Raw genomic sequence first — 22516 nt, 5'->3', positions numbered from 1 at the left:
AGAGCTCGGCCACCTGGGGCGGGCTGACCCTCCAGGTCGTCGCCGAGCGCGGCACCGTCACCGTCAGCCCCTTCGCCAAGGGCGTCGCCGGGCATGATGCGCACGGCGAGACCTGGAGCCCGGTGGGCGCCGGCCTCGACGCGCTGCTGCTCGACGAGTTCGTGCACGCCGTGCGCGAGGGCCGGCAGCCGCAGCCCGACGCCGGCGTGGGCATCCGCACGGTCGAGATCGCCACGGCCGCCCAGGCCTCTGCCTCCCGCGGTGGCGAGGTCGTCACGCTCTGAGCTCGCTCCACGCGGGAGGGCGATCTCGACTCTCCGACGCCCTCCGTCACCGGTAGCGAATTCGCAGCCTCGACATTCCCGCACTCTGCGCTGAACCTCGCAGGTGCGTGATGACGATGCGACTCGCCAGCGCGACGAGCGCAGCCGCAGGCAGCCCGGCGACGGCCAGCACCATCACCCACACATGTCCTGTGAAGCACGCACAGCAGCTCAGCAGAACTCCCGTGAGCCAGACTCCGGCGCTGATCCCGACCGCGTCAGGGTGATCCACAGAACCGGCGACAGCCACGGCGATCGCCGCGATGAGAGCAACGACCACGCCGGTATACCCGAGGAGCCCGAAAACGGGAGCGAGGTCGTTCGAGATGCTGAGTGTCGAGATCATGTGGCGGGCCCTCCGACGAGCGGTATCAATTGCGTGTTCTCTTTCCATGACGCGTAGAGCGGCGAATCGTGACGCGGACGGCCGGAACTCGCTGGCCGCGTCCACAGGCAGGGGCCCTGGGGAGCGAGGGTCCACCAGATAGGACACGAGCGCTGCGCCGACGTAGCACCGATCTGGGAAGAGAACCGTCGAGGCAGGAATACTGCGTTTCGCGTCATGCCCGGCGGCCTCCGAGGTCTCTACAACGAGGACCAGGGGAGAGACTCCCTCGAGGCGAGAGGAAGAGCATGACCGAACATCGCCGACGCGGCGCCCACGCGATCGAAGCCGGATCCCCGGCCACGGCGAACTGCGTCTTCCTCCATCCGCGGGCGCTCGAAACGTTTCGCCGCCGCACCGGTCGTTCCGTAGCGCAAGTCCTGGACGATGCGCAGATGGATGTGCTCGACTTCAGGGCGCGTATTCACCACCTGGGGTTCGAGCGGGGAGAGGCCAACCGACTTGCCCTCGCACTCGACACCACCCTCCGCGAACTGGCGACGACCAGCACCGTGTTCGCCACCGCCGAGAGAATCCGGCGCACCAGCGACAGTCGGTAGCTCCGTCGAAGGAAGCATCTGCCCCACGTTCCCAGCATCGACGGGTATGCTGACCCGTTGGGTCGTCCGACCCCGAAGAGTCCCGAAAGGCGGTGATGGCGATGTCCGGTGATAGTTACGACGCCGCCTTCGCTGCGTCGAGACTCCCTGCGTTCACGCGCTGACCTTCCGGTCCGCTTTCGCACGTCCTCCCTCGCAGCCGTCGGCGGCGTCATCCGCCCCTGACGAATCCGCGCACGGTGCTCTCTGCCGCCGTGCCGCTGACCTTCCGGTCCGCTTTCGCACGTCCTCCCTCGCAGCCGTCGGCGGCGTCATCCGCCCCTGACGAATCCGCGCACGGTGCTCTCTGCCGCCGTGCCCCTGCGAGAACGGAGCCGCATCATGGCGCTCATCGACAACGGCGTGTACGTCCACGGACGTCGCGTGGAGACCCCTAAGAACCTGGACGAGACCTACCGGCTGCTGGATGCGGCCGGCGGGATCGCCTGGATCGGCCTGTACCGACCCAGCCCCGAGGAAGTGGCGTCCGTCGCTCGCGAGTTCGACCTGCATCCGCTCGCCGTCGAGGATGCGCTCTCCGGGCACCAGCGCTCGAAGGTGGAGCGCTACGGCGACACCCTGTTCGCCGTACTGCRCCCCGCGCGCTACCGCGATGAGCAGGAGTCGATCGAGTTCGGCGAGCTGCACCTGTTCGTCGGCCCCCGCGAGTTCGACCTGCATCCGCTCGCCGTCGAGGATGCGCTCTCCGGGCACCAGCGCTCGAAGGTGGAGCGCTACGGCGACACCCTGTTCGCCGTACTGCGCCCCGCGCGCTACCGCGATGAGCAGGAGTCGATCGAGTTCGGCGAGCTGCACCTGTTCGTCGGCCCCGACTTCGTGGTGACGATCCGGCATGCCGAGTCGCCCAACCTCGCCGCCGTGCGCGCCCGCATGGAGGCGAACCCCGCGCTGCTCGCGATGGGCCCCGAGGCCGTGCTGTACGCGATCCTCGACGAGGTCGTCGACGGGTACGAGCCGATCGTGGCGGGGCTCCTCAACGACATCGACGAGATCGAGGACCAGCTCTTCGGCGACGGCGACGACGACAGCGCTCTCTCCCGCCGCATCTACGAGCTGTCCCGCGAGGTCATCAACTTCCAGCGCGCCGTGCACCCCCTGAACGGGATGCTGGAGTGGCTGCGCCGCGGTTCCGAGAAGTACCGCATCGACGAGGAGCTGCAGCGCTCCCTGCGTGACGTGCTCGACCACACGATCCGCGTGAACGAGAAGATCGACTCCTTCCGCGCGATCCTCGAGAACGCGTTGACCGTGCACTCCGCGCTCGTCGCCCGTCGGCAGACCGAGGCCGGGCTCGCGCAGAACGACGAGATCAAGAAGATCTCCTCGTGGGCCGCGATCATCTTCGCGCCGACGCTGGTCGGCACGGTGTACGGCATGAACTTCGATGTGATGCCCGAGCTGCACTGGGCGTTCGGCTACCCGATGGCCATCGGTGCGATGGTCGCCTTCGCCGTCGGTCTGTTCGGGGTGTTCAAGTACAAGAAGTGGCTCTGATCGCCAGGCGTCAGGGGAGGACCATACGGTCCTCCCCTGACGCCTTCTCTTGGGCTACAGCGCCGGTGCGCGACGCGCGCCCGTCGCCTGCTCGTACGCGTACGCGAAGGAGAGAAGCGACGCATCGCTCAGGCGTGTGCCGATGAAGGTGAGCCCGATCGGCAGACCGGAGTCGGTGAAGGCACTCGGCACAGTGATGTTCGGATACCCGGCAAGCGAGGTGTTGCGCGTGCTGCTCTGGAACGACGGGGGCTTCTGAGCCTGCAGTGAGGCCGCGGGCAGATCGGAGATCGTGACGATCGCGTCGAGGTCATGCTTCCTCAGGACATCGTCCACACTCTCCTGAGCGCGCGTGGTCACCATCTCACGATGTGCGCGATACTCGGGATCCTCGACGTTCCCATCGGTCCTGTCCGCCATGACGAAGTAGTCCTGTTCGAGCGGGATCGGCAGTTCGACGTCGGCGTGCTCCTGGTTATAGGCGATGAGTTCGGTCAGACTCCGCGGGTGATCGCCAGGAGTCGTCTCCAGATACCGGTTGAGATCGTGCTTGAACTCGGTGAGCACAGCAGGAAGGAGATCCGTCGGCACCAGCGACTCGATGTCGGGCACGTCGGCGCCTTCGATCACGGTCGCGCCCAGGCCACGCAGCACCTCGACAGACATGTCGAACGCGTCGTCCGCTTCATCATCGACGCCCTCATGACCCTCGCGCCATACCCCAATGCGACTGCCGTGCAGTGCGCCCTGGTCGAGGAGGTCGTCGAGATCCTGGGGAAGACGCCCATCGACGGAGTCAGCGTCTGCATCGTCGTGTCCTGCGATCACCTGCAGCGTGATGGCCGCATCCGTCACGGTGCGGGCGATCGGGCCGGGCGAATCGTGCTTGCTCGTGATGGGAATGACGCCCGAACGACTGACGACTCCGAGGGTGGGCTTCACGCCGACCGTCGATGCGGATGCGGCGGGGCAGGTGATCGAGCCGTCGGTGTCCGTGCCGATCGAGACCGTGGCGGCCGCCGCGACGGCCGCGCCGCTCGACGAGCCACAGGGCGTCCGCTCCCTGTCGTAAGGGTTACGGGTCTGCCCACCCACGGCGCTCCACCCGGCCGGCTGCTTCGACGAGTAGAAGTTGGCCCACTCGGACATGTTGGTCTTGCCGAGGATGATCGCCCCCGCCTCACGCAGCCGTTGCACGAGGAAGGCATCCTGCGCCGGCTTCGATCCGGCGAGCGCGGTCGAACCAGCCGTGGTCCTCTGCGCATCGGCGGTGTCCATGTTCTCCTTCAGCAGCACAGGGATGCCCTCCAGCGGCCCGCGGGACTCATCGGACCGGCGGCGCTCATCGCTCTCCTGCGCGAGGTGGAGCGCGTCGGGGTTGGTCTGCACGATGGCGTGGAGGGTCGGGTTCAGCTTCTCGATCCTGTCGAGGTAGGCCTGTGTCAGCGCCTCGGCATCCAGCTCCTCCTCGTCCATGGCGTGCTGCAGCTCCGGGATGGTCATCTCATCGAGGAACGTCGACATGTCCGCGCCGGGTTCGGGCGCTTTCACGCCGACCGTGCAGGCCGTGAGTGGTGCGGCCAGGCACGCGACTGCCATCAGGGCCACGAACCCGCGCCGTCGATGTCGGTTCGAGTTGTGCATCTTTCATCTCCTGTCACAGCGTCGGCATGGCGACACCGGGTGCGAATCGGTTGGTGTGCTGCCCCGCTTCTCAGCGCGGGGAAGAGCGCTTGAGCGGCGCCTCTATCGACGCTAGGTTCGCGGGACGACGACCACGAGGGAGCCTGTCACCGCATGGGGGTGTGGCAGGCTGCACCGTTCAGAGGATGGCGGATGCGACCTCTTCGTCGTCGCGGTCGCTGTCGCCGCCCGCGACGTATGTCAGGCACGCGCGCACGCACGCGGATGCGAGACACTCCAGGGAGTCCACCACTGTGGTCAGCAGAGAGGCCGGCCCGAGCACGAGCGGGAGTTCCGTGCATGCGGCGACCAGCACGTCGGCGCCGCCCCTGTGCAGGCGCGAAGCCGCGGATGCCACCCGGTCCTCGGCCAGGGAGAGTCGTCGTCCGCTCTTCACGAGCCCGATGGCCTCGTCGATCAACCGGGACTGGTCACAGTCCGAGGGGTACATGACGCGAAGGCCACGACGCGATGCCGCCGCGTCGTACAGTGCCGCCGCCCTGGTGCCGCGTGTACCCAGGACCCCCACCCGCTCCGCTCCGCTGCGAGCAACCAGGTCCAGCGTCTCGCCGACCATGTCGATCCAGACCAGCCGCGTGGAGGCGCGCAGTTCTGGCAGGAAAGCATGCGCGGTGTTGCACGGGATCGCCAGGATCTCCGCCCCCGCTGTTTCGAGCTTTCTGGCGCCATCCACCATCGCGGGCACCGGCGACGGCCCGCCCGCCAGGATCGCGGCCGTACGATCCGGAATCCGCGGATCGCTCCAGATCACCGTCGGAATGTGACCCTGATCGTGGCCCGCCGGTGTCGCTCGAACCACCGCGTCGTAGAAGCGGGCCGTGGCGAGCGGCCCCATCCCGCCGAGCACGCCGAGGACCCGAGGCTCGCCTGGTGCGCGCAGGCGCACGGAAGCGGGCGACGGATTCATGAGTCGATCGTCCCCCTTGGGGGCAGCGGGATGTCGGTGCTGATGGACGAAAGTGCGTCGCCGGTTCGTCCGAGTGCGGTGGACGGCATACGTCACCCGATCCGCGAGGCCGAGAAGATCAGCTGGTCGGCATGAACGCCGAGGCGATGCCCGGGCTACAGTGGCCTTCGGCTACCCGATGGCCATCGGTGCGATGGTCGCCTTCGCCGTCGGTCTGTTCGGGGTGTTCAAGTACAAGAAGTGGCTCTGATCGCCAGGGCGGATCCGGGGGGATGATGCACGTGCGAGGCCGATGGACGGTCGATGCCGCGCGCGAGGGTCGCGCGATTTTCGACTACGTGTGGGGCCTGCGCCCGCTGTTCCTGCGCTGGCCGTTCCTGGCCGCCCTGGCCGTCGTCGCGGCGGTGGCGATCGGGCTCGTCATCGGGACCGGTTCCGTTCTGGGGTGGATCGTCCTGGGCCTGCTCGGGTCGCTGCTCCTGCTCGTGCTCGTTCTTCGTCTGGTGCTGGTGCGCTCCTTGCGGGCGGGTCTGAAGCCGGGCGTTCCCGACGGTTCGACGGTCGGGGTCGCTCTCGATGACACGGCGTGGACCTCGACATCCCCCGGCCAGAGCCACACCTTCCCGTGGGAGGCGTACGACCGTGTCGCGGTCTCGGACGGATACCTGATCCTGACCGCGGCACGGAAGGGCACGTGGATTCCGCACTCGCTCGTCTACGCACCCCTCGCCGCCTTCGACGCCGACCCGGAGTCCGTCGTGGGGTTCGTCACCGCCGCACGGAAACGGCGGTGACCGCCTGCCGCTTCCGGCAGCAGACCTGATGGAGACTGGGTTCACGCAGAAGGATTCCGAGGGGTTGTCAGTGATCACCGCCACGTACAGGCAGCAGTACATGAAGGCCTATGCCGACGACAGCGCGAAGGGTCGAGGCCACTACCGGGATGTGACCGCGTATCTGGATGCCTGCCGCAAGATCTTCGACGACTACTGCGACGGCAAGCCGGCAGATCAACAGGTCCACACGTGGCGTGGGCTGCTGCGGGTGCCGTGGAAGCTGGCCGCGCACGACGCGCTTCTGGCTGAGGACATGCCGGCCCTGAACGATGCCCTGTTCCACTTCGCCGCCGCCGAGGGCTGCCGGAACTGGACCGGCTCCACCCCCGACTACGCCTACCCCACGGTCAAACGCCTCTTGGCGGCGGGGATGTTCGATCGCGTGCCGCTTCTGCTGCCCGAGGAGTTCCTGGACCGCGGTACGTGGGCGCCCATGGCCTCCGTTGTCATGGTGCTCTGGCACGGGCGTGAAGACCTCGCACCGTCGGTGCGGGTGCGCGCTCACCGCCACCTGGAGCGAAAGCAGCCGAAGCTGTACGAGGCGGAGTTGAGGTACCTGCTCGCGCTGCTCGACGAAGACTCGGAGGAGGCTTCCATCCAGCTGTCCAACTACGTCAACGCGGTCTCGCGTGTCTCCGAATCGGGCGTCGGGCCGTTGGAGAAGCTGTTCTGGCCCTTCGCCCACGGACTGTACAACCTGGCGTGGAAGGTCTGGCCGGAAGACCGGGCCCGTTCGATCCGGCTCCCCGAGCACGAGCGCTTCTGCGACGACCTGGCTCTCTGGCAGAGCGAGAACGGCTTCCCGGCCGGCACCGTGCGCATCAGCTACCCCGAGCCGCTCGGGCTCGTCAACACACTGCTAGCCACCACCCCGCCGCCGCTGCATCTGCTCCCCCACGAGGATGCATTCGACGAGGCCCGGTATCGCGCCGAGCTGACCACGGCGGTCCTCGCCTCGCACGGCCGGAGGTGAACCTGGCCCTCAAGTGGGCTACCGGCCGGTGGGGAGTCCGCTTCGGCCGCGTGGAGATCCGCGTCAGGAGCTGAGGAAACGAGGGCTCGCGGTCTCCACGGGAGCGGGCTTACGCCGGCGCTGCGCTCTCGTCGGGACCGCTGATGTGGTCGAGCAGGTCGTCGAGCGTGTCGAACGCGATGGTCTCCGAACCGTCGAGCTCTCGCACCTCGACGCCGTCGACCTCGAGATCTTCGTCCAGCTGCACGAGGATCCGGGAGTCGGGGAACTGCTTCGGTGCGAGGAAGGCGAGCAGCACGGCGTCTGCGAACACCACGACCGACGTGGCCTCGAGGTCGTCGCGCAGGTCGATCTGCTCGACCACGGGCTCGTCGTCCACCGCGTCGTCGATGTCGGCGGCCACCTCGTCGATGATCGCGCGCCAGCGCGACTCCCCCACCGAGAGGATGCGCGAGACCGCGGCGATCAACGCATCGTGATCGACGTCGTCGCCCTGTTCATCATCGTCTTCGAGCTCCGGGTCGACGTTGACGTTGACCACGGTGCCCGCCGCGTCGATGCTCGCACGCCCGTAGACCAGGCCGTTCTCGGCGAGGGGATCTTCGAGCAGTCCGCTCTCGACGATGCGGGCCAGGAGGGTGTCGAGCGCAGGCGAAGTCATGCCTCCAGTCTTTCGTATCGAGCGCGGTCGTGGGCGGTCATCGCGCACGGAGCAGCGGAGCCAGGAGCACCCCGATGGCCGCCAGGCTCGCAGCCACCACCAGCACCCCGGCCGCCCCGGTCTGTGCGTAGGCGATGCCGGCGACCACAGGACCGGCGAAGGCTCCGAGATTCAGCGCCGCGGTGGCGTAGGCGCCCCCGAGCACCGGAGCACCCGACGCCTGCCCGACGATGCGAGCGATCAGCGCCGAGCCGACGGCGAACGACAACATGCCGCCGGCCGCCGCACCGATGAAGACGCCGGGCACCGCGTCGACGCACGCAGCGAAGACGACCCACGCGGCGGTCGTCGCCACGGCACCGCCCCGGATCCAGGTGCGTTCGATGCCGGCGGCCCACCGACCGGTCGCGGACACCCCGAGGAAGGCCCCCACACCGAAGGCGGCGAGGAGTAGAGGGATCCAGGAATCACCGACGCCGGCATCGGTGCCGATGACGGCGAGGAATGTGAAGACGCCGAAGGTCGCGGCGTTCACCACGACGGCCATCACCACGGCGACGAGCACCGGACGACGCCGAAGCTCGGCGAGCTCCCCGCGCACAGCGATCCGCGGCGAGCGCGCGACGGCGACGAGGGTGCGATCACGCAGCAGGGCCACCACGGCGGGCAGACACAGCAGCACGACGGCCCAGAACGTCGAACGCCACCCGTAGGCGTTCGCCAGCGCCGCGCCGGCAGGAACTCCGACGATCGTGGCCAGAGTCGTGCCGGCGAGCAGCACCGCGACGGCACGTGTCGTCTGCGCCGGCTCGACGATGACCCGCACGGTCGCCAACGCGATCGCGAGGAACCCGGCATAGGCCAGCGCCGCGAACACCCGGCTGACGAGTAGCACCCAGAAGGACGAGACGAGGGCGCCGACCGCATGCGCGGCGATGAAGGCGAAGAGCAGCAGCACGAGAGTGCGCCGCGGTGCCCAGCGGCTGGCGAACACCGCCATGGTCGGGGCGCCGATCACCATGCCGACCGCGAATGCCGACGTCAGCAGCGCAGCGGTGGACGGATCGACGTCGAGGTCGGCCGAGAGGGGAAGGAGAAGGCCGGCGAGCATGAACTCGCTGGTGCCCTGGGCGAAGATCGCCAGGGCCAGGACAGGGACGAGCAAGGGCATGGAGCATCCAGACACGAAGACGCCGCTCGAATCGCTCAGGGCGAGGAACAGCGGGCGAGAAAAGGGTCGACAGGGATGCGGGGAGCGCACGACGTGCACTCGACCCGCGATCTACGGTCTGTCGGACTCAGGGCTCACCCCTCCACGGTAACCCACGCCACGCGGCCGATAGGCTCGGAGCCGTGTCGAACGCCGATTCCCCCGCCTCCGCCTCCGCCGCATCCGACCTCCGCCGCATCGCCGCGTCGCTCGCAGCACCCGCACCGCTGAACTGGGTCATCACGGGCGACTCGATCACGCACGGCCTGGTGCACACCCAGGGCGGGCGCAGCTATCCGGAGCACCTGCACGAGCTGATCCGCGGCGAACTGGAGCGCGTGCGCGACGTCGTGCTCAACACCGCGATCAGCGGCAACCGCATCGTCGACCTCCTCGACGACTGGGACCGCCGCGTCGCGTCATGGCGGCCCGACGTCGTCACCCTCATGATCGGCACGAACGACGCCTCCGACGGCGGACCGCGCGAGGTCATCACCGCCGACGACTACGCGGCTTCACTGCGTGACTTCGTCGCTCGGGTGCGCACGCTCGGTGCCGTTCCCGTCCTGCAGACGCCGCCGGCCATCGACGTCCGCAACGCCCCGGAGCGTGCCCGCATCGGAGAGTTCGCCGAGGCCGTGCGTCAGGTGGCCGCCGGCGAAGACGTCATCCTCGTCGACCAGTACGCCCGCTTCGCCGGGCTCGGCGCCGGCGGTGTGCCGTGGGGACTCATGAACGACCCGTTCCACCCGAACACCGAAGGCCACGCGGCCCTCGCGCTCGAACTCGCGCACGCCATCGGGATCCGCCCCGAAGGTCCTCGTGCACGCACCTTCGCGCTGCTCGAAGGACTCGTGGCGACCGCCCGACAGAACGCGTAGGCGGCCCCGGCACGAGCGACACTTCGCCGGCTCCTGCTGGAGCCGACGCAGGAGGTCAGCGCACGACTCGCAGCCGTGACAGCTCCTCGCACTTCGGGACACATCTCGCCTCCCGCGATCGTGTCCGCCGCAGTGCAGAATGAGAGCGGGCGGGGAACGCCTGGGCGGACTTTGGGGGTACGCCCGGAGAGGAGTACGACGATGAGGTCGACCGATGAGCCGCACGGCCCCGCGCATGAGTCGCGGCGCCGCTCGGCATTGCAGATGCAACAGCCGCCTTCCCGATCGACGATCTTTGATCGCGGGGCGTTCCTGATCGGGACAGCGTCGGCAGTGTGGCTCGTCGTTCTGATCTCCCTTCAGGGCTTTCGAACCCCGTGGTCGGTGCTGCTCTTCGTGCCGGTCTGGGCGATCACGGCGTATCTCGTCCTCCCCCGGCTTCACCGCATGCTCTCGGATCTGTACGTTCCCGACTACTTCTTCGGGCGAACCCGCACCGCCGACGGACTCCTGGGGGACCCGGTGAATCTCGGCATCGACGGCGGCGCCGAGCAGCTCGACGCCGCCATGACCAGAAGCGGCTGGCACCGCGCCGATGAGATCACCGCCGTCTCCACGTGGCGGATCATCAGCTCGACGCTCACACGGCGCAGCTACCCCACCGCCCCGGTGTCCCCGCTCATGCTGTTCGGCCGCCGCCACGATCTCGCTTACCAACAAGAGGTCGAGGGCAACCCGAAGCAGCGGCATCACGTGCGCTTCTGGCACTGCCCCCCAGGGTGGCTGCTCCCCGGCGGCGCGCACGCAGACTGGCTGGGGGCGGCCACGTACGACACAGACGTCGGCTTCTCGCTCTTCACGCTCCAGGTCACCCACCGGATCGATGAGAACACCGACGAGGAGAGGGACTACGTCGTCTCCAGTCTCCGAACTGCGAATCCGGATGCGGACCTGCGCGTGCTGAAGGACTTCACGACCGGCTATCACTCGCGAAACGGCGGAGGGGACAGATTCATCACCGATGGCAATCTGCCCATCGTCGACGTGACCGGGGTCACTGTCGAGGATCACACGACGGATCACACGAAGCTGAACAGCACCGTGTCCACAGACCCGCGGGAGATTGCGCGTCGAGCGCCCTTGAGCGTCTTCGTCGCCGTCTTCTGCATCATCCTCAGCGGACTGCTCGAACTGGGAGGTGCGCTCCTCAACCGCGATCTCCTGGCCGTCCTCGACGAGGGCACGGAGGCGGCGAGACTCGCATATCTGATCGTCGCAGTCTTCTCCGGGGCGCTCACCGTGATCCAGATCGTCCTTGCGTGGTTCGTGCTCCGCGGCGGGCGGCGGTCCCGTGCTGTCCTGATGGTGGTCCTCTTCCTCTCCATCCTGACTGTCGCGTCGGACTTCCTCAGCGGCACCATCGCCCTCGGCTTCAACGGGCCGTTGCTCTCGGCCACTCTCCTCTCGCTTTCGCTTCTGACTCTCTCCTCGGAGTCGGCGGGAGCATGGGCGCGGAGGCCCCGTGACCGTGAACCTGCGATGCGTTCGTCAGCCGACCGAGGGCAGGGGTCATGACCACCACCCGCCCTTCAGCGAAGGCAGCGTGGTCGAGAGGCTACATCGGGAGCTGGATCACGCAGTTCGCGCTCTCTGTCATCGGAGTTCTCGCCATCGCGGACGACAGCAGTCTCTTCTGGCTGCTGTGCTGGTGCGGACTCGCGAGCCTGTACGCGGCGACGGCAGTCTCGGCATTGGGAGTCTCCGCACGGCGCAACACGCCTCCCGCGGATTCAACAGTCGCTGCGACGGGCAAGTACCGGCGCTGGCGGCGAATTCTCGTCCTGCTCTTCACCGTGATCCCCACTCTGATCGGCATCACCGCGGCGATTCAGGTCATCGTCTTCGGCTCCGACCGCGACTACGGCGTGGTGATCAAGCTCCTCAGCATCTGGGCGATGCTGCTCGCGTGGGGCTTCCTGCACTGGGGCTTTGCGCAGATATATCAGCTCAGATGGGAGGGAAGCCCGGCAGTGGAGCAGTTCGACTTCCCCAGCACTCCTCACCCGGGGCTGGTCGACTTCGTCTACTTCGCCTACACGATCGGCACGACGTTCGCGGCGTCTGATGTCAATGTACTCACCACGCGAACTCGCTGGCTCGTGACCGTTCACTCGGTGATGTCGTTCTTCGTGAATGCTCTGCTCATCGGCCTGACCTTCAACATCATCCTCAGCGCATCGTCGGCATAGCCTCCTGCCGGCAGACTCCTCGCTCGGCACAGGCACACAGTCGATTTCGAGAACATTCGGGCATCCGCGTCATCCATGACCCGCGTCTCCGTCTATCAAGTAGAGCAGCTTCTCCCCAGTTCTGCTCTTCCCCGCCGGGTGCACCCACACCCGACACACACGAGGACTCGAAGCGTCCTCCCGGGCGGATCGATATCTCCATGTCGGTCCGCCCGGTCGCACCCCACCCTCCTGATGCGTCACGCTCTCGGAGAAGAGACTCACCCACGTTGTCTCCTGGCACGCAGGTCTTCACATCGACGGTCGTCGCCTGCGCGGGGTCCCCTCGAAAGGCGGGTGGGCCTGCTGCGTCAGATAATGGCGATCGAGTCGTTGTCTCTTAGGGAAGTACCGCACCTTAGGCACGCGACGACAGAGGAGACACTCATGACGCAGATCGAGTTCCGGCAGCCCGCTCGACGGTTGTCGCTTATCGTCGGCGTCGCCTACATCGTCGTGGTCCTGCTCCTGGCGTTCACGTACTCCGATCAACTGTCGGAGTACGTGAACGGTCTGGCCGGGGGCGGATACATGGCCACGGGGTTCCTGGTGGCTGTCGTAGGCTTCATCCCCCTCATCGCCGTGACCGCGCTCCTCCGGGAGAGGGTGGCTCTTCGGCAGGACGTCTCGAATCTCACGATCCAGATCGGGCGTCGAGAGGAAGTGATACCTCGCCGCAGCGTTCAACGTATCGTCGCCCACGACCCTGCACTCGGCCCGGTCCGACTCCACTCAGCCACGGGCTCTGTCCTTCTCACGCTGAATCCGCCAAGGCGAGAATACGCGCGGGTGGTCGAATTCCTCACCAGCGACCACGGCTACTCGGAGGCGAGCCGGCACGCCGTGGCCGGAGGGCGTATGACGGCCATCACCTACGTGGGCGCAGCCCAGGCATGACTTCGCCCAGCCAATGAAACCGTGATCGGAAGTATGGTGAGCTGATGAATCTGGACGCGTACGTTTCGAGCCTTCCGCCCGCGCGGAGACAGCTCTTCACCCTCCTGTCGGCACGAGCGGCTCGGCTCGCGGCAGAACGAGTCGATATCCAGGATTTCGTGTTCGTCCCTGGCCACCCGCACCCGACGTGGGAGGACGGCGCCGCCGTCATGTGGCGCGCGATAGAGCAGCTGATGCTCGTGTCGCCCGCCGGAGCCGACGAGTTGCCGATCATCTGGATCGGCTACGACGTGGCGCTGCCTTTCCGCAAGCGAGACGCGCAGGGCTTTCTGCTCACCGACCGGCGACTCATCGCGAAAGACAGCACTGATCTGGTATTCAGCAAAGGGGAAGAGCGGCAGTATCCGCTCTACGTCGGGCCGAACGGCATTGCGTCGACTGCCGCTACCATCGCGTCGGCGGCCATCGGACGCTACGACTGGGCGGGGGCAGGGTCGCTCGTCGATGCTGAAGATGCGGAGTGGTTCAGCCAGTTGCTCGTCGCGGCGATGACGATGACCCTCGAGGTGCTCGCAAGCAGCGGCGCCGAGATCGCCGAGGAACCCGCCACGTCGCAGGATGTCCGTGGTCGCGTGAAGGAGCTCGGCCTGGGATCCGACGTGAAATATGCGGACGACAAGAAGCATGCCAAGCACTTCGCCAGGTTCTCGAAGAAGATGCCGCTGGACGCTGGTGAGCAGATCGTCGCGTCGTTCAGCGACGGCACGCTTGCCGGGGTGTACGGCCTCATGCTCACCGACCGCAACATACGATCGCGGGACCTCATGGAGGAACCCACGTCCACGCCCCGAAGTCAGGTGGACGCCGCGGTGGTGCGGGTGAGTCCGGAAAGCACGCACAAGATCATCGTCGCCCCTGGAGAGGTGCACGACGTCCCGAGCCACATGAGCGAGGCAGGAGTCGCCGCGCTGGTCACGCTCATTCAGGAGTGGGCCGGCCAGAGGATCAGCTGACCTCCGACGGCTGTGACGCGGTGCACCTACTCGACGATCGACACGGGGATCTCGACGAGCTTCGGCGCCTCGCTGTCGTCTTCTGACGCGCCGACGTACGCATCCTCCGCAATCGCGACGACACGGTCAACGAAGGCATCGACCTTCTTTCGATAGCTCGGCTGGGCGCTCTCGAAGAGAGGGAGGATATATAGACCTTCCTCTGTGTCAGCGAGGCCGATCTGCTCGAGGTACGGCGGGAGCGCGACCGAGCGCCCTCCCGAGAAGACCACGTCCTCACCCTCGATCGCGAGCTCGTATCGGGAGAGCTTCGACTCCTGCGTGCCGAACGACTGCGCAACGTACAGGTATTGGCCGTCGAACCCGAGTCCTTGCACCTCCTTGGGCGCCTGGAACGCCGCGTCCGCGGAGATGTGGAGCTCACCTGTTTCCGAGACCCGGATATGCTCGGCGTCACCGACGCTCAGGAGCTGCACCTCTCCGCTCTCGTCGCGTGTGAACTCCAACGAGAAGAGCTGGATCTGCGACTCCTCTGCGGCGTTCGAGAAGTAGCCGGCCCACAGGAAGTCTCCTGCGAAAGACAGAGTAGAGGTCGCTGGGAGACTGTCGACGTAGAGCGACAGGCCGTACTCCACAGGCATCTTGCTGGTGATGTCGTATTGGTCGAGGACTTCCTGTTCGACCCCGGAGATGACAGCATGACCCGACCGTTTGTCCCCGACCCACAGGACTTCCCTTTCCCGGTCATATCCGATTCCCCCCACGTGCGCCTTGTTGTCGAGGGCGATCGTCTTGACGAAGTTGCCGTCGAAATCGAGGACGAAGATCACCGAGTTCAATTCATGCTCGTGGTCGTAGGCAGAGATGAACACGAACTCATCGCTGACTGCGAGACCCTGAGGGGTGAACGTGTCCGAGCGCTCGAGTTCGAAGCCGCCGTCGATCTTGGCAAGGCCGTGCGCTCCGTAGAGGCCGGGAACGGTGATCGCGTCTGAGGAGGCGTCGCCGATGATCGGAAAGGCCCCCATCGCCGCACGGAACTCATCGTCGGTTCGCAGCGGGTTGACGGAGGCGGCACCTGGCGGGATGTGCTCGTCGGCCAGTTCGGGATTGATGCTGAACGGCGCCGCGCATCCGCTGAGGATCATGGGGACCATCAGAGCGAAGGTGGCCACGGCGGCGGAGCGCCGCAGGCCGAGTGATGTCAGTTCCATCGCAGGACTCCTCTGTCGTACTGATCGCTGGCACCGCGCTCATGAGAGCGCGGTGCCAGCGTAGGCCCGGAGTAGGGAGATCAGCCGCTAGCGCTCACTCATCCAGAGCCCCGACGTTCCGGCTACGGCGTCGTCGCTGCAGGATCACGGCGAAGATCGCGAGAGCTCCCAACGCTCCGCCTGCGAGCCAGAACACGAGGCTGCCCCAGCCGCCTGTCAGCGGAAGAGTGGGTCCCTCGGCTTCGCGGTTCTCGATCGGCTGGTCGAGCGTGGTCGCTCCGAGCACCGTGACGAAGCGCGGAGTCGAATCGAGTTGGAACCCCGCAGGCGCCCGCGTCTCCACGAGCCGGTAGCGTCCGTCGACAAGTGGATCGATCGTCAGCACACCGGCCACGGGATCGATGTCCGCCCCGGTGCAGTCCGTCGCGGAGGCGGCAACGCAATCGACCACGGCGACTGCGGCACCGGTCGGTGCATCGTTGGCGTCGACGGGAGTGAGCTCCCACTCGGACCCGGAGAGGCGCTCCGAAGTTCCCGCTGCTGTCTTCGTCCAGGTCAGGCTCGACGGCAACACCAGCACCCCTGCCGGATCGCAGGACTCCTCGACGGGCGCAGGCTCGCCCGGAGCGGGCGGGGTCGCATCCTGGGGAGCGACGCACGCGGTGTTCACGAGGTAGCCGCCCTCGGGGCGGGAGGTGAGCGGAACGTCATACTCGATCGTCACCGCGTTCGCGGCTCCTGGGAGCAGTTCCGGCAGGATCGCCCCGGCCGTCAGACCTGCAGGCAGCGGGTCGAGCGCCGCCAGGTCGACACGATCGTCTGAGATGACGAGGTCGTGCAACGTCTGATCGCCCGTGTTCGTGACGACGAGGCGATAGTGCAGGGTGGCTCCGGTGTGGAAGGACGGGTAGTCGTCGATGTCGTTGGCATCGTGCCAGACGCCATCGGTGTCCTGGACGTACTTCTTCAGCGCGACCGAGTTGACGGCTCCGATCTCGAATCGACTCGAGGTGCGCATGACGAGCTTGGTCCGATCCGACCTCGCCTCGGCGAGATTCACATACGTGTCCTCGAATGTCGCCCCGGTCGTGGTCACTGCCACGACGAACTCCTGCGCCGTCGAGGAGGCGAGAGCCGGCCCGATCACGCGGACACCGGTGGCATTCGGGACGAATGTCGTCGACCACCCGACGGTGTTCCCGGTGACAGAACCCGCAGATCCGTTCGTCGCGTCCGCGGGGTCGGCGTTGAGTGTCGCAGGGCTCGCCGTCGTGTAGTACACGGTCGCACCGGCGACGGCCTGCACGGGACCGCTCAGCTGATAGCTCCCGGTGAAGCTCGTGCCGCGGCCGTCGCCGTTGTAGGGAAGGACGTCGATCGTGTCGGTGAAGGCCTGCGTCCTGGTGTCGTTGGACGAGATCCGCACGGTCCAGGAGTCACTGGCTACGCCGTCGTCGTGTGGCACCTTGGCCTGGGCTGCTGTCTTGGTCAACATCGTGTATCCACCGTCACGGATAAGGGTCGACGCCGTGTCTTCTGCAGTGACTCCGCCGGTCGCCGCTGTCGCAGTGTTCGCGAAGACGTCTCCCGGCTCCGCGTCTGCGGGGATGCGCGCGCTGAACGTGATGACGAAGTCGGTGTTCGTCGGCACGTTGGTCAGCGCCCACTCGAGGTTCTGGCCAGTGATCGACGTCGGGGCCGTCGAAGCGCTGCCCACGATGTACTCCATACCTGCAGGAAGCAGGTCGCGCACGACCAACCCACCGATAGACGTGTTGACCGGAGCCTGTGCACGGTAGGTGAGTGTGTAGTTCACGGTCGCTCCGGGAACAGTCTCCTGCTGATCGACGTCTTTCTGAATCTGCGGCGTCGCGGCGATGATGCGGAACACGTCGCGCCCGCCTCCCGTGAACGGATAGCGTGCCCCCGGGGTGAGCGTGCCGCTAAGCGGCACGCTGCTCGGGGTGAGTTCGCGGTTCGGGTTGAACCAGCTCGTGCCGCCGTTGAGCGTGTACGACGTCCATGTCCAGATGTCCTGCCCGACAGCTACCGTGGGCTTGATGACCGAATCCACATACAGGCGCGGGACGGCTTCAGGGATGGTCAGGCCGACTGCAGGGCTGATGATCGCCTTGACTGCGCGCACCGTGCTCATGTCGGCGGGGCGTGTAGTGGTCCAGCCGCCGCCATCGCACGTGAACGTGTTCGGATTGTAGTTGGCGTGCGCCGGGTTCAGGTTGTTCAGGGTTCCGGTGCCCGTGTAGTACTGGTACTGCACGCCCGGATACGGCGTCACAACCCCGCCAGACACGCTGCCCATGACGGCGTCGGTGACGTCGAGGTAGCGCGAGTCGACGATCGTGCACACCTGCGTGCTCTGGGTGTCCCCCGGCAACGGCGACCGTACGCCCGAGACCGATCTCGCAGGCTGCCCTGCGAGCGTGCGATAGGTATCGGTCCAGATCGAGCCCGACACCGGCGGCTCAAGATTGTTCAGGCTCCAGCCGCCCGTCCAGACTCCTCGCGTCGACGCGACACTGTTGGTGTTGTTCGCCGCGACATCGACGGACGTGGCCCCGAGCACCGATGTGTAGGTGGGCGTCGTCGCCTGAAGCGAGGTGGTGGTCGGGTTGGTGTAGGTGAACTGAAGCTTCATTAGACCCGCAGCGACGACATCCCACTCAGTGGGCAGAGCGGTTCCTGCCGAATCGAGGGTGGGGCGGAGAGTCTTGGAGTAGTCGATTCCCGTCAACGTGAGACGCACTCGATTCGTGCCGATGCTCACGAGCGTGCAGGCCGTAGGGAACGGCGCCGTCTCTGCCGCGGGCTGACCGGCGCCCGAGTGCGGGTGCCCCGCCTGTGTGGAATTCTGCACCACGCAACCCGCCGACATCGCCGAGATGGTGTTACCTGCGGTCGAAGAGAGTGTGAGGTCATAGCTGACCGTGTTCGGTCCGGCCTCGGCACCGGGAGAATGACGCAACGACCAGGGGAATGACAGTTCTTGGAGCGCTCCGGCCTGTGAGCTGGTCGGTTTTCCTTCATCGAACTTCATGTCCATCGCGAATGCGTTGACGATCGGAATCTCGGGGAGCGTAGCGTCGACGCCGCCGACGGACCCCGAGATCGACACCGCAGAACCAGTCGTACCGTCGACCTGCAGACCAGCGATGAGCAGCTCGGCTGTTCCCTGATCGCGGGTGCCGACGTTGCAGGTGAGGGTCTTGCCATCTGTCGAGATCGACGACGCCGGAGTCACGCCGGTGGTGAGACACACCGACGGCAAGGCCGTGAACTTCGCGTTCTGGGCGACGAAGGTGACGGTGACGTTGTCGACCGGGTCGTTGGTCGGCGCGGGGGAATCATCGTTGATGTTGAACCGCCACGCCGAGCTCAGCACATCGCCGGATTTGACCTGTGTCGGCACCGGCGCCTGCCAGCTGCCTTCGATCTCATAGACCGTCGCTGCGTGCGCAGGGGCGGCGAGCACAGTGCTCATGCCGCCGACGACGAACACGGCGAGCGCTCCCGCGCACAACCTCCGCAGCTGCGCGCGCAGCGCGACTCTCCGCCGCACGTCCATCTTCTTCATAGCTCCCCCAGAGTTGTTGTCATTCATTGCTGTCTGTCCCCACGCCATCGGCGGCCTCTGCCGCCCCGGCCGCACTCATCTCGACGCGCCGCGTGGCTCTCGCCGAACGCGCATCGACGAATCCCTGCCGGAGCAGGTATGCGAGGACGATCGCGATCCCGGCCCCTCCGTACACCGCCCACCAGGGAAAGCCGGGAATCGTCGGACGCGCCCCGGCAGATCTGATGTCGTCAGCCGGCGTCGGGGTGACCCGTTCTGCGGTGACGACGATGCGGTGCGAGTTGATTCCCAGCGGTGTGCACGTGATCAAAGTCACCAGGTCCTCGCCCGGCACGGCACGCAAGGTGTCCGTCTCCTCGGGAGCGATGACGTGAATCTCGCGTACGCGATAGCTGAGCACCTCGCCGAAGGTCTCGATGACGACGGCGTCTCCGACCTCCACCTTGTCGAGGTCAGAGAACATCGTCGCGTTGGCGAGTCCCCGATGCGCTGTCACCACCGATCTGGTGCCGATCCCGCCCACCGGAAGGTGCGAACCTTCGAGGTGGCCTGCCCCTTCGAGAAGGACCGCGTCGCTCGTGCCGTGGTAGACCGGCAGATCCACATCGATGTGCGGAACCTTCACCCGCGCCATCAGACCCTGCGTGTTCGCGCTGAGGATCTGGGAGTAGTCGAGCGCGTCATCGGACAGCGTTCCGTCACTCACCGGAACATTGCCGTTCTCTTCCAGCACGACTCCCGCGCTCAGCGCGTCGTTGTATAGATGCGCGTCGCGAAGCTGCTCCCTCGCGCCGGGTTCGACGTCTCGAAGCTGCTCCTCGTAGGAGCTGATGACCAGGGACTGGTTGTACGAACTGATCCAGGACGCTGTCATCGGGTACAGACCTGTTCCCAACGCAACGATTCCCAGGCACGCGACGAGCCAGGTCAGCGCCCCCGGCGCCCATCTTGGCCGGCGCCTCGGACCAGCGCCCGCGGGCGACATTGCGGTCGCCGCGCTGGTGTCCAATGTGATCGTCATCATCCCCCCACCCCTCCCGAGGTCTCCTCGTGCTGGTGGGGGAGTGATCCCGGCAGCGCCAGGATCACTCCCCTCTCGACTACTCGACGCTCGTGATGTCGAGGTTGCGTCGACGGTGCTTGACCAGCAGCAGCCCGATGGCGATCGCAAGAGCGGCGAATCCGGCCGTGATCAGAATGATCTGTCCGTTCGCACCGGTCAGCGGCAGGGGCGGCACGCCCTGCTGAGTGTTGACGATCTCGACGTTGTCCGACGTGGTCGTCTGCCCGATCTTCACAGCAACCGGTGTGAACGGCTGTGCCGGCAGAACGTACCCCGACGGAGCGGCGACCTCCTTCAGCACGTAGCAGCGCTGCTGGGCGTCGATGACCGGGTTGACGCTGTCGCTCACGAAGAGCCCCGCGATCGAGATGACACCGGTGCCTGCCGAGGTGAACTCAGACTCACCGTTGACCACGACCGGCGAGCCGGTCGCGGTTGCCGCAGAGCAATCGGCGGCATACGGGTCCGCAGCGTTGTACACCTCGAAGACCGCACCGTTGAGCGTTCCCTCGGTGCCCGAGGTGCCGGCCGCGCGCTTCTGCACGTCGAGGCTGCCCCAGTAGGTCTTGACCTCGTTGGACGGAAGCGGCGGGCGCACGGTCGGGTCGAAGCCGGGGTTGTTCGGCCAGAGCTCGGCCTGGTTCGTGATCGCGCCGTCACCGACAGAGGTGACCGTTCCGGCGAACACGACCTGAACCCGTTCGCCGACATGGGCGTTGGGGCCTTCATTGAGCCAGGCGATGCCAGCCGCGGTGAAGTTCATCGTGATCTGCTGGCCGCTCACCGTGATGGTGTAGAAGCTCGGGTCGAGCGGCACTCCGTCGACCGTGACCGCCATGTCTGCAGGTGCGACAGGGGTGAGACGCGCGTCGAGCGTGTCGCGCATCGCGAAGCCGGTCCACGTCTCCTGCATCGTCGGCACCGGGACGGTAACGGGGAAGCGGATCACGGAGCCCAGTCCGGTGTCCTGCTGAGGATCGATCGTCTTCTCGACAACTCCTTCGCCGTTCTTGGGGTATGCATGGACGTCGTAGACCCAGCCGTTCTCGTGCGGCATGGGAACCGCGAGGATGAACGGGATCGCGCGGTCGACGATCTGCGGCGGAGCCGCGGTCTCACAGACCTGGTAGACGCCGAGGGGAAGCGACACCGTCGCGGTGCCCAGGGCATCGGTGGCGGGCATCACGATAGGAGCACCGAGCGTGTAGCCAGACGGCGCCGTGCACGCGGCACCGGGCGCCAGTGCATCCAGCCCTTCCCAGTTCTCCGGGACCGTCAGATCGATCGGCGTTCCGCCCTCGAGGAGCGGGTACACCGTGAACTCCACGCCGGCGACGGGATCGGTGAAGGTACCGTCAGCAGGCGCTTGACTGATGTCTCCCTCGACGGTTCCCGTCTGATGCAGGTACTTGTGCACTGTCAACGAGCCGGTGCGATCCGGGTCGATGTTGCCGTAGTCCTGTGGTGCTGCGTAGGCCGCACCGGCCCCCATCAGCGTCGAGACGCCGAGGGCAGCAGCGCCCATCAGCGTCAGTGTGCGTCTTGCTTTGATTCGTCCAGACACTGAACGTCCCCTCCCTAGAATGGCCTAAGGCCCCGGTATCGGAACGACGGTGGCGCAAGCGCTCCCCAGTCATCCCCGTACATTGCAGACGGAAGATCCCGACCTCGATGACGCGATACTCAACTTTTTTCATCGGGCATTGCCGCTGCGACGAGTGAATTCCGGAATACCGGCCGTGCGCGTCATCGCCTGCGATCTCGCGTGTCTGTAATGCACAAGTCACTTTGACCGGAGGCTGTGCAGATGATTGCGACACTGGGGTTTGCTCGCCGTCATCCTGCGCCCGACGGTCATCGACTTGAGCGGGAGGCCCATGGGGAGTCTCGCGCGGTCCTCGGTCGAAGATCGGGGGGACGGCTGAGGGCTTCGCAGCCCTCATCCAATGGGGAGGGGGCGACCCCTCCCCATTCCCATCGTGACGCGAGCTCTCTCGACCGATTCTCGAACTCGCGTCATCCAGATGGCCTTCTTCTGTCTGAAATCAAGAGTGGATACCCTCCCCGGATTCACTCGATCGTCAAAGGCTCTCCCCACAGGGTCTTCGACTGGGCGATCTGCCCCCCAATGAGGAATCAGATCCTCCCGGTGGCGGGAGGGAATCCACCCCTCCCGCCACTTCGGTCCTTCTCTGCGACCTAGGGAAGTCGAACGATGTCATCACGAACAACAGGTGCACAATGAACAGCCCGCGCGTCAATATCGTCGAGACCGAGCACATCGAGTACTTCACCGGGGATGCGATCCACACCGAAGTACCGGTCCTGTGCCAGTGCGAGATCGGCCACGACCACAGCTACGCGGACTGGATCGAGCGATTCCAGAAGAACGCTGACGCCTCCGTCTCGTAGAACATCACCCTCGCTTCGACGCCGCCGTTCACCCGAACGCGCG

The 22516-nt window shown here is 66.4% G+C and carries 19 protein-coding genes and 1 pseudogene; 11 read left to right on the top strand and 9 right to left on the bottom strand.

The genetic code is table 11. The features are described 5' to 3' along the window. Positions 1-284: pseudogene (locus tag ASD13_RS17510) on the top strand (Gfo/Idh/MocA family protein); the annotation flags it as partial. A gap of 46 nt (positions 285-330) precedes the next feature. Here the strand turns inward: ASD13_RS17510 and ASD13_RS17055 are convergent. Further along, positions 331-669, bottom strand: coding sequence for a hypothetical protein (locus ASD13_RS17055; protein ID WP_055871948.1), 339 nt, complete (start codon positions 667-669; stop codon positions 331-333). 287 nt (positions 670-956) lie between these two features. Between ASD13_RS17055 and ASD13_RS17050 the strand changes: the two genes are divergently transcribed. Together ASD13_RS17050 and ASD13_RS17045 are read left to right on the top strand one after the other, a co-directional pair. Then, positions 957-1268 (top strand): hypothetical protein, encoded by a 312-nt coding sequence (locus ASD13_RS17050; RefSeq protein ID WP_055871946.1) that lies wholly within the window; start codon positions 957-959, stop codon positions 1266-1268. Between the two features lie 381 nt (positions 1269-1649). Continuing rightward, complete coding sequence (locus tag ASD13_RS17045; protein WP_055871943.1) at positions 1650-2822, top strand: magnesium and cobalt transport protein CorA; 1173 nt, start codon at positions 1650-1652, stop codon at positions 2820-2822. A gap of 54 nt (positions 2823-2876) precedes the next feature. Here ASD13_RS17045 and ASD13_RS17040 read toward each other — a convergent pair whose 3' ends face one another. Together ASD13_RS17040 and ASD13_RS17035 are read right to left on the bottom strand one after the other, a co-directional pair. Beyond that, positions 2877-4466, bottom strand: a complete 1590-nt coding sequence (locus tag ASD13_RS17040) for an amidase family protein (RefSeq protein WP_235562671.1) — start codon at positions 4464-4466, stop codon at positions 2877-2879. Positions 4467-4644: 178 nt separating this feature from the next. Beyond that, complete coding sequence (locus ASD13_RS17035; RefSeq protein WP_082531553.1) at positions 4645-5433, bottom strand: aspartate/glutamate racemase family protein; 789 nt, start codon at positions 5431-5433, stop codon at positions 4645-4647. A gap of 272 nt (positions 5434-5705) precedes the next feature. Between ASD13_RS17035 and ASD13_RS17030 the strand changes: the two genes are divergently transcribed. Together ASD13_RS17030 and ASD13_RS17025 are read left to right on the top strand one after the other, a co-directional pair. Beyond that, the gene (locus ASD13_RS17030; protein WP_055871940.1) at positions 5706-6227 is read left to right on the top strand and encodes a hypothetical protein; all 522 of its coding nucleotides are present in this window, start codon (positions 5706-5708) and stop codon (positions 6225-6227) included. A gap of 28 nt (positions 6228-6255) precedes the next feature. Then, complete coding sequence (locus tag ASD13_RS17025) at positions 6256-7242, top strand: hypothetical protein (protein ID WP_157535670.1); 987 nt, start codon at positions 6256-6258, stop codon at positions 7240-7242. Positions 7243-7351: 109 nt separating this feature from the next. Here the strand turns inward: ASD13_RS17025 and ASD13_RS17020 are convergent, their stop codons facing one another. After that, positions 7352-7903 carry a hypothetical protein gene (locus ASD13_RS17020; RefSeq protein ID WP_055871936.1) on the bottom strand — a complete coding sequence of 184 codons (552 nt, stop codon included), beginning with the start codon at positions 7901-7903 and terminating at the stop codon, positions 7352-7354. 37 nt (positions 7904-7940) lie between these two features. Beyond that, positions 7941-9074, bottom strand: coding sequence for an MFS transporter (locus tag ASD13_RS17015; protein ID WP_055871933.1), 1134 nt, complete (start codon positions 9072-9074; stop codon positions 7941-7943). A 182-nt stretch (positions 9075-9256) separates the two neighbouring features. On the opposite strand from ASD13_RS17015, the gene ASD13_RS17010 reads away from it, so the two are divergent. From ASD13_RS17010 to ASD13_RS16990, 5 genes are all read left to right on the top strand, one after another. Then, complete coding sequence (locus ASD13_RS17010; RefSeq protein WP_055871930.1) at positions 9257-9994, top strand: SGNH/GDSL hydrolase family protein; 738 nt, start codon at positions 9257-9259, stop codon at positions 9992-9994. 333 nt (positions 9995-10327) lie between these two features. Beyond that, positions 10328-11569, top strand: coding sequence for an LssY C-terminal domain-containing protein (locus tag ASD13_RS17005; protein ID WP_235562668.1), 1242 nt, complete (start codon positions 10328-10330; stop codon positions 11567-11569). Next, positions 11566-12243 (top strand): DUF1345 domain-containing protein, encoded by a 678-nt coding sequence (locus ASD13_RS17000; RefSeq protein ID WP_055871924.1) that lies wholly within the window; start codon positions 11566-11568, stop codon positions 12241-12243. Before ASD13_RS17005 ends, ASD13_RS17000 begins: the two co-directional genes overlap by 4 nt. 426 nt (positions 12244-12669) lie before the next feature. Continuing rightward, complete coding sequence (locus ASD13_RS16995; RefSeq protein ID WP_157535669.1) at positions 12670-13179, top strand: hypothetical protein; 510 nt, start codon at positions 12670-12672, stop codon at positions 13177-13179. Between the two features lie 44 nt (positions 13180-13223). After that, complete coding sequence (locus ASD13_RS16990; protein WP_055871918.1) at positions 13224-14192, top strand: hypothetical protein; 969 nt, start codon at positions 13224-13226, stop codon at positions 14190-14192. Positions 14193-14218: 26 nt separating this feature from the next. Here ASD13_RS16990 and ASD13_RS16985 read toward each other — a convergent pair whose 3' ends face one another. The 4 genes from ASD13_RS16985 to ASD13_RS16970 all read right to left on the bottom strand — a co-directional run bounded on the left by ASD13_RS16985 (position 14219) and on the right by ASD13_RS16970 (position 21625). After that, positions 14219-15406 (bottom strand): hypothetical protein, encoded by a 1188-nt coding sequence (locus ASD13_RS16985; protein WP_055871915.1) that lies wholly within the window; start codon positions 15404-15406, stop codon positions 14219-14221. A gap of 94 nt (positions 15407-15500) precedes the next feature. Continuing rightward, positions 15501-18998, bottom strand: a complete 3498-nt coding sequence (locus tag ASD13_RS16980) for a SpaA isopeptide-forming pilin-related protein (protein WP_055871912.1) — start codon at positions 18996-18998, stop codon at positions 15501-15503. 19 nt (positions 18999-19017) lie between these two features. Beyond that, positions 19018-19983, bottom strand: coding sequence for a class C sortase (locus tag ASD13_RS16975; RefSeq protein ID WP_157535672.1), 966 nt, complete (start codon positions 19981-19983; stop codon positions 19018-19020). 115 nt (positions 19984-20098) lie between these two features. Further along, positions 20099-21625, bottom strand: coding sequence for a SpaH/EbpB family LPXTG-anchored major pilin (locus tag ASD13_RS16970; protein ID WP_268776193.1), 1527 nt, complete (start codon positions 21623-21625; stop codon positions 20099-20101). Positions 21626-22302: 677 nt separating this feature from the next. Between ASD13_RS16970 and ASD13_RS17465 the strand changes: the two genes are divergently transcribed. After that, positions 22303-22473, top strand: a complete 171-nt coding sequence (locus ASD13_RS17465) for a hypothetical protein (RefSeq protein WP_157535668.1) — start codon at positions 22303-22305, stop codon at positions 22471-22473. Positions 22474-22516: the final 43 nt, after the last annotated feature.

The organism is Microbacterium sp. Root1433D1 (assembly GCF_001426835.1).
In the GTDB taxonomy this organism is placed as follows: Bacteria; Actinomycetota; Actinomycetes; order Actinomycetales; family Microbacteriaceae; genus Microbacterium; species Microbacterium maritypicum.
Note: the sequence above shows the minus strand (reverse complement) of the source record. Positions and strands in the feature narration are given on the sequence as shown.